Source organism: Paenibacillus maysiensis, from assembly GCF_000520815.1.
Lineage (GTDB): Bacteria > Bacillota > Bacilli > Paenibacillales > Paenibacillaceae > Paenibacillus > Paenibacillus maysiensis.
Genome location: NZ_ASRY01000010.1, coordinates 1 through 6,535, shown reverse-complemented (window position 1 = coordinate 6,535; position 6,535 = coordinate 1). Strand labels below are relative to the sequence as shown.

Sequence of the window (6,535 nt, the reverse complement as noted above, 5' to 3'; positions counted from 1 at the left end):
AGCGTGTCCTTTGTGATTGGCGGGATGGCCCGCCGATCACAAAGGACAACACGCGACTCCTAGCACGAACCAATCACCAGGCAACACCAACCCTACGCATCTGACCGACTCTTGAGGGGTCCAGGGGGAGCAGCCCCATGGAATCCTCCCTATTAGGGAGGACTTAGGAGGGTCAATCATTTGAAGGAGTGTTTATGAATGTCCGAAGCATACAAAAACGCAGGGGTAGATATCGCTGCCGGTAATGAAGCAGTAGAACGGATGAAAAAGCACGTCAAACGTACCTTCCGTCCCGAAGTGCTGACGGATTTGGGTGGATTCGGTGCGTTGTTCGGCCTGAAAAAGGATAAGTACGAGGAGCCTGTACTCGTTTCCGGTACAGATGGAGTCGGTACGAAGCTGAAGCTTGCTTTCGCGATGGATCGTCATGACACCATTGGTATTGATGCGGTTGCGATGTGTGTGAACGACATTGTCGTCGGGGGCGCGGAGCCGCTCTTTTTTCTCGACTACCTCGCTTGTGACAAGGTTATACCTGAGAAAATCGAAGCTATTGTTGCCGGAATCGCAGAGGGCTGTCATCAGTCCGGTTGTGCGCTTGTCGGCGGTGAAACAGCAGAAATGCCGGGGATGTACAGCGAAGGTGAATATGATATTGCCGGATTTACGGTCGGGATTGTAGATAAAAGCAAGATCATTAACGGCAGTTCCATTGCGCCCGGAGATACGGTTATCGGACTGGCCTCCAGCGGAGTACACAGCAATGGTTTCTCGCTGGTTCGCAAGCTGTTATTGGAACAGCAAGGATACAGTCTGCATGATGAAATCGAAGGCTTGAACGGCAAACTGGGCGATGTACTGCTGGAGCCAACGAAAATTTACGTGAAATCCGTTTTGGCTTTGCTGGACAAGGTAAAAGTAAAAGGCATGGCGCATATCACGGGCGGCGGTTTTATCGAAAATATCCCTAGAGTGCTGCCGGATCACGTTAATGTGGATATAGAATACGGCGCTTGGCCGATTCTGCCGATCTTCCAGCTCATGCAGGAAAAAGGCGCTATCTCCAATAAAGACATGTTCACAACCTTTAATATGGGGATTGGAATGGTTATCGTTGTAGGCGAAGAGCATGCACAGACTGCACTGGAAGTTCTGAAAGAACAGGGCGAAGCCGCTTATGTGATCGGAAAAGTAACGGAAGGCAGTTCTATCGTGACCTTTACGGGAGCCGAGGTGTAATGAACGATTACCGGATTGCTGTTTTTGCATCAGGTGAAGGAACAAATTTTCAGTCATTGGTGGATGCGGCTGCGCGAGAAGAACTGGGCGGGGCAACGGTGGAGCTGCTGATCTGTGACAAGCCTGCGGCTCCTGCCGTAGCCAGAGCTCAGAAAGCCGGAATTGCGTGTCACACTTTTCGACCCAAGGAATATCCTTCTCGCGAAGATTATGAGAGGGAACTAGTGGCTTTGCTGGAGCAGAATTCCATTGATCTCATCGTGTTAGCAGGTTACATGCGTTTGCTATCCAGTGTCATGGTGGATGCCTACGCGGGAAGAATCATCAATATTCATCCGTCGCTACTTCCTGCATTTCCAGGGAAAGATGCTGTTGGACAGGCATTGGCCTATGGAGTCAAGGTAAGTGGAGTTACCGTTCATTTTGTGGACGGGGGGATGGATACGGGAGCAATTATTGCCCAGCGTGTCGTAGAAGTACACGACCATGATACAGCGGAATCCTTATCCGCAGCCATTCAATCCGTGGAACGTCAATTATATCCAGAGGTGGTTGGCAGACTGGCTCAAGGCAAAATCCAATTGGATGGCCGTAAGGTGATTTCACTTCTCTAAAGATGATTGTAATTTGTCATATCATTGTCATTTCAAGGATGCCGTATAGGCATTTTCCGATATTTCTCGGGAAATAAATTGATAAAGAGCTAAAGGAGGAGAAATGGTGAGTATTAAAAGAGCGCTTGTCAGCGTATCAGATAAACGGGGGATCGTGGAATTTTGCCGCGAGTTGTCCAAATTGGGTGTGGAAATCGTTTCGACAGGGGGAACGAGCAGCTTGTTGGCGAAGGAGGGTATTCCTGTCATCGGCATTTCAGAGGTAACAGGATTTCCTGAAATTATGGACGGACGTGTTAAAACACTCCATCCTGCGGTACACAGCGGCCTGCTGGCTGTTCGGGATAATGAGGAGCATCAGCGTCAGATGAAGGAGCTTGGACTGGATTATATTGATCTGGTCGTTGTGAATCTGTATCCTTTTGCGGAAACGATCGCCAAACCCGGTGTAACCTATGAGGACGCGATTGAAAATATTGATATCGGCGGTCCGACCATGCTGCGTTCTGCGGCAAAAAACCATGCATTCGTAAGTGTGGTAGTAGATGCGGACGATTACAGTACAGTGCTGGACGAAATCCGCAAGGATGGCGATACTGAGCTGAACACTCGTAAGCGTTTGGCAGCAAAGGTTTTCCGTCATACCGCATCATACGACGCGCTCATCTCCGATTATTTGTCGAATGTGACAGGCGAGCCTTTGCCTGAGCGTTACACAGTAACCTATGAAAAAATTCAGGATTTGCGCTATGGCGAAAATCCGCATCAGCAGGCGGCATTTTACCGTCAGCCGTTGGCGGCAAAGGGTACACTGACGACAGCGAAGCAGCTTCACGGCAAGGAGCTGTCCTACAATAATATCAACGATGCTAACGCGGCGCTGCAAATTGTTAAAGAATTCAGCGAGCCAGCAGTGGTAGCTGTTAAGCATATGAATCCTTGCGGCGTGGGAATCGGCGGCAGCATTTATGAAGCGTACAGCAAGGCGTATGCGGCTGATCCAACTTCCATTTTTGGCGGCATCGTAGCGGCTAACCGAATTATTGACGGAGATACAGCGAAGAAGCTGAGCGAAATCTTTTTGGAAATTGTACAGGCACCGGGCTTTACGGAAGAAGCACTGGAGATTTTGACGAAAAAGAAAAACATTCGTTTGCTCGATCTGGGCGAGTTGTCCACATCTGAGCAGGCTGAGAGCCGTTTCGTAGTTACTTCCATTGAAGGCGGCATGGTTGTTCAGCAGAACGACATTCACGCTGTAGACCCGGACGCGCTTACCGTAGTGACAGATCGTGCGCCTTCCGAGGAAGAACTGAAACAGCTTTTGTTTAGCTGGAAAGTGGTTAAGCATGTGAAGTCCAATGCGATCGTACTTGCAGCAGACAATATGACTATTGGCGTAGGTGCGGGACAAATGAACCGTGTCGGAGCGGCTAAAATCGCTATCGAGCAGGCTGGAGAAAAAGCAAAGGGTGCCGTACTGGCTTCCGATGCATTTTTCCCGATGGGCGATACGCTGGAGCTGGCAGCCCAAGCAGGCATTACGGCAGTTATTCAGCCGGGCGGCTCCATCAAAGACGAAGAATCCATCAAGGTTGCTAACGAGCACGGCATTGCGATGGTCTTCACAGGCGTGCGTCATTTCAAACACTAGCTTGCATGAGCTGAGAATGCAGCAGCATTTTCACACCTGAACGATCATAACGGGAGCGGGAGGAATCACCTGAATGGATATTTTGGTTATCGGTGGGGGCGGCCGCGAGCATGCGATTGTGTGGGCACTGAAAAAAAGCCCCAAGGCCGGACAAATCTACTGCGCGCCGGGCAATGCCGGCATCGGGCAGTTGGCAGAGTGCGTACCGATTCCGGTGAGTGATTTTAACGCGTTGACAGAGCTGGCGGAATCCAAAAAGGTCGGACTTGTTGTGGTTGGCCCCGATGATCCGCTGGCAGATGGTATTGTGGATGCTTTTGAAGCGAAAGGCATTCCGGTATTCGGACCGCGTAAAAATGCAGCGGAAATTGAAGGCAGCAAAATCTTCATGAAGGATCTGCTGCATAAATACCATATTCCGACAGCGACCTATCGCAAGTTTTATACCTACGAGGAAGCACATGCCTATTTGAAGGAGCAGCCGATTCCGGTGGTCATCAAGGCGGACGGACTGGCAGCAGGCAAAGGAGTAACGGTCGCCTACTCTATGGAAGAAGCGGAAAAGGCTTTATCCGATATTATGGTAGCGAAGGTGTTCGGCGAAGCCGGGGCGCAGGTTGTGATCGAGGAGTTTCTGGCCGGACAGGAAATGTCGATTCTTTCCTTTGTGGATGGTGAAACGGTTCGTCCGATGGCAGCGGCGCAAGATCATAAGCCTATTTTTGATGGTGACAAAGGGCCGAATACGGGGGGGATGGGCACATATTCCCCATTACCGCATATAGCGGATTCGATAATTGAGGAAGCCATTGAGACCATCATTAAGCCGACGGCAAAAGCGATGGTGGCTGAAGGTCGTCCGTTCCGGGGCGTTTTATTCGCGGGGTTGATGATTTCGCCGGACGGTAAGCCGAAGACGATTGAGTTTAACGCACGCTTCGGTGATCCGGAAACGCAGGTTGTACTGCCACGGCTAAAATCTGATCTGCTTGATATTTTCCTGGCTGCTGTGAATGGCACGCTGGATCAAGTAGAGATCGAATGGAAAGATGAAGCGGCGGTATGTGTGGTGTTGGCTTCCGGGGGCTATCCCGGAACGTACGCCAAAGGTATGCCGATCCACGGACTGGATCAGGCGAATGAAGCCATCGTGTTTCATGCCGGTACAGGCATCAATGAACAGGGCGAGTGGGTCACAAACGGCGGACGTGTGTTGGGCGTGGTCGGCTTGGGACGTGATATTACCGAAGCGCGGGACAAGGCGTATGAACAGGCGGCACATATTACCTTTGAAGGAAAGCAAAGCCGTACGGATATTGCGGAAAAAGCACTGCTCCAGTAGTGTCTTTGCAAGATTAAGGGAACCTCATCGGGGTTCTCTTTTTTTTTCGTTTGACAAAAGTATCCTATAGGATTAAAAAACAAAACTGAAAGGAGAGTCAACCTGTGTTATATGCAGGACGGCTCTCCTTTTTGAATTTATTTGCAAATATGACATGCAATGAAACTTTTTGCGCTTTGTTTTCGTTTACAATAGAAGCTGAAGGTTAAAAATGGGAAAATAAACCTGTGTGCTGAGTGCATACGGGGGGAGGTTTATAGTGAAACGAAAGCAGCTTGTGATCATAGTAGTGAGCTTGGCTGCGGTAGTCATCATGATTGGCTTGGCCGTGGGATTGCCATCATCGAAGCAGGACAGAATGGCTAATACCCCGGATACTGTTCGACCCGCAACCGCCATTGCAGCTGACGCTAAGGATGAAACGATTGAGCGGGATAGCGCCCATCGCGTGCTTCGCTTTTTGGAGGAACATCCAGAGAAAGCATCCATTACGATTCTGAGGGATGGAAAGAAGCTGGCAGGCCGTGAGGAAAACCGGATGATGCCCTTGGCGAGTACGGTCAAGACGGTCATTGCGGTTGAATATGCCAAGCAGGCTGCGGCAGGTACAATTAACCCGGATGAACGGATCAAGCTGACTGCGCTGGAGCGGTTCTATCTACCGCGTCTGGATGGTGGCGAACATCCGGCATGGTTGAAGGATATGGAAGCCAAAGGACGGTTGAAGAACGGAACTGTGTCTCTGCGCGAAGTTGCCAAAGGTATGATTCGGTTTAGCTCCAATGCCAATACCGAGTATTTAATGGACAGACTGGGCTTGGAACAGATTAACCAAACGAAAACTACCTTGGGACTCCAGGATCATGATCCAATTTATCCATTTGTATCTTCAATTCTGATTCCTTACGAATGGATGAGGGAGACTCAGGGGCGGGCATGGGACGGTGCAAGAAATAGCAATTCCGCCAAAGCAGCCGTTCAAGCGATGTCTGACGTAGAGTTCCGCCAACATGCTCAGATGATCCATAACAAGCTGGCTCGTGATACAAGTGGTTCATATAAGAAAAATGCCGCTATCGCGACATGGTATGATCGGGAATTTGGTCAAATGAATACGGACCGTTTTATAGCTTCGACGACGGCGGATTATGCGTCCTTGATGAGTAGGCTGAACAGCCGTCAAGGCTTTACGAAAGCCGAGCAAAAATTATTGTCTGAGGTCATGGAGCAACTGATGAATCATCCGGAAAATCAGGAATGGCTGAAACATTTCGGGCAAAAGGGCGGATCTACCGCATATGTCCTCACCCTGGCTATGTATGCGATGGACAAGGGAGGACATTCGACGGAGATGGCGGTCTTTTTTAACGACCTGGACCCGTTCACGAATGCCTCCTTGCAAAATATGATGAATGAATTTAAAGAGCGGCTATTGCGTGATGAATCGTTCAGAAAAGAAATCAATCAGCGCATTGGTGTACAGTTGGAAATATAACCCCTACCCGTTGCCTTTTTGCTTGCGTTCCCGTAGCAACAAATACAGAAAGTACGGTGCGCCAATAATGGCTGTCACGATGCCTGCGGGAATTTCGAGCGGCGGCTTCAAGCCCCGTCCCAGCGCATCAGCGAGAACGAGAATCAGAGCGCCGATCATGGCTGCGCCGGGTAGCAGATAGCGATGGCGGT

Annotated in this window: 6 protein-coding genes; 5 read left to right on the top strand and 1 reads right to left on the bottom strand. The window is 49.9% G+C overall.

Features of this window, described 5'->3' with window-relative positions; translation table 11 throughout:
- Nucleotides 1–198: 198 nt before the first annotated feature.
- The 5 genes from purM to L696_RS0100715 all read left to right on the top strand — a co-directional run bounded on the left by purM (nucleotide 199) and on the right by L696_RS0100715 (nucleotide 6,344).
- Nucleotides 199–1,239, top strand: coding sequence for a phosphoribosylformylglycinamidine cyclo-ligase (gene purM / locus L696_RS0100735; protein WP_025681935.1), 1,041 nt, complete (start codon nucleotides 199–201; stop codon nucleotides 1,237–1,239).
- Nucleotides 1,239–1,853, top strand: a complete 615-nt coding sequence (gene purN, locus L696_RS0100730; RefSeq protein WP_025681934.1) for a phosphoribosylglycinamide formyltransferase — start codon at nucleotides 1,239–1,241, stop codon at nucleotides 1,851–1,853. Before purM ends, purN begins: the two co-directional genes overlap by 1 nt.
- A gap of 106 nt (nucleotides 1,854–1,959) precedes the next feature.
- Nucleotides 1,960–3,507 carry a bifunctional phosphoribosylaminoimidazolecarboxamide formyltransferase/IMP cyclohydrolase gene (gene purH / locus L696_RS0100725; protein ID WP_025681933.1) on the top strand — a complete coding sequence of 516 codons (1,548 nt, stop codon included), beginning with the start codon at nucleotides 1,960–1,962 and terminating at the stop codon, nucleotides 3,505–3,507.
- A 73-nt stretch (nucleotides 3,508–3,580) separates the two neighbouring features.
- The gene (gene purD / locus L696_RS0100720; protein WP_025681932.1) at nucleotides 3,581–4,849 is read left to right on the top strand and encodes a phosphoribosylamine--glycine ligase; all 1,269 of its coding nucleotides are present in this window, start codon (nucleotides 3,581–3,583) and stop codon (nucleotides 4,847–4,849) included.
- A 259-nt stretch (nucleotides 4,850–5,108) separates the two neighbouring features.
- Nucleotides 5,109–6,344, top strand: a complete 1,236-nt coding sequence (locus tag L696_RS0100715; RefSeq protein WP_025681931.1) for a serine hydrolase — start codon at nucleotides 5,109–5,111, stop codon at nucleotides 6,342–6,344.
- 3 nt (nucleotides 6,345–6,347) lie between these two features.
- On the opposite strand, the gene L696_RS28060 is transcribed toward L696_RS0100715, so the two are convergent.
- The coding region (locus tag L696_RS28060) for an iron chelate uptake ABC transporter family permease subunit (protein ID WP_155985280.1) at nucleotides 6,348–6,535 on the bottom strand (188 nt) is incomplete at its 5' end.

Excerpts from the sequence above, each read along its gene's own strand:
- purD (WP_025681932.1), top strand. The coding sequence starts at position 3,581 with ATGGATATTTTGGTTATCGGTGGGGGCGGCCGCGAGCATGCGATTGTG.
- purN (WP_025681934.1), top strand. The coding sequence starts at position 1,239 with ATGAACGATTACCGGATTGCTGTTTTTGCATCAGGTGAAGGAACAAAT.
- purM (WP_025681935.1), top strand. The coding sequence starts at position 199 with ATGTCCGAAGCATACAAAAACGCAGGGGTAGATATCGCTGCCGGTAAT.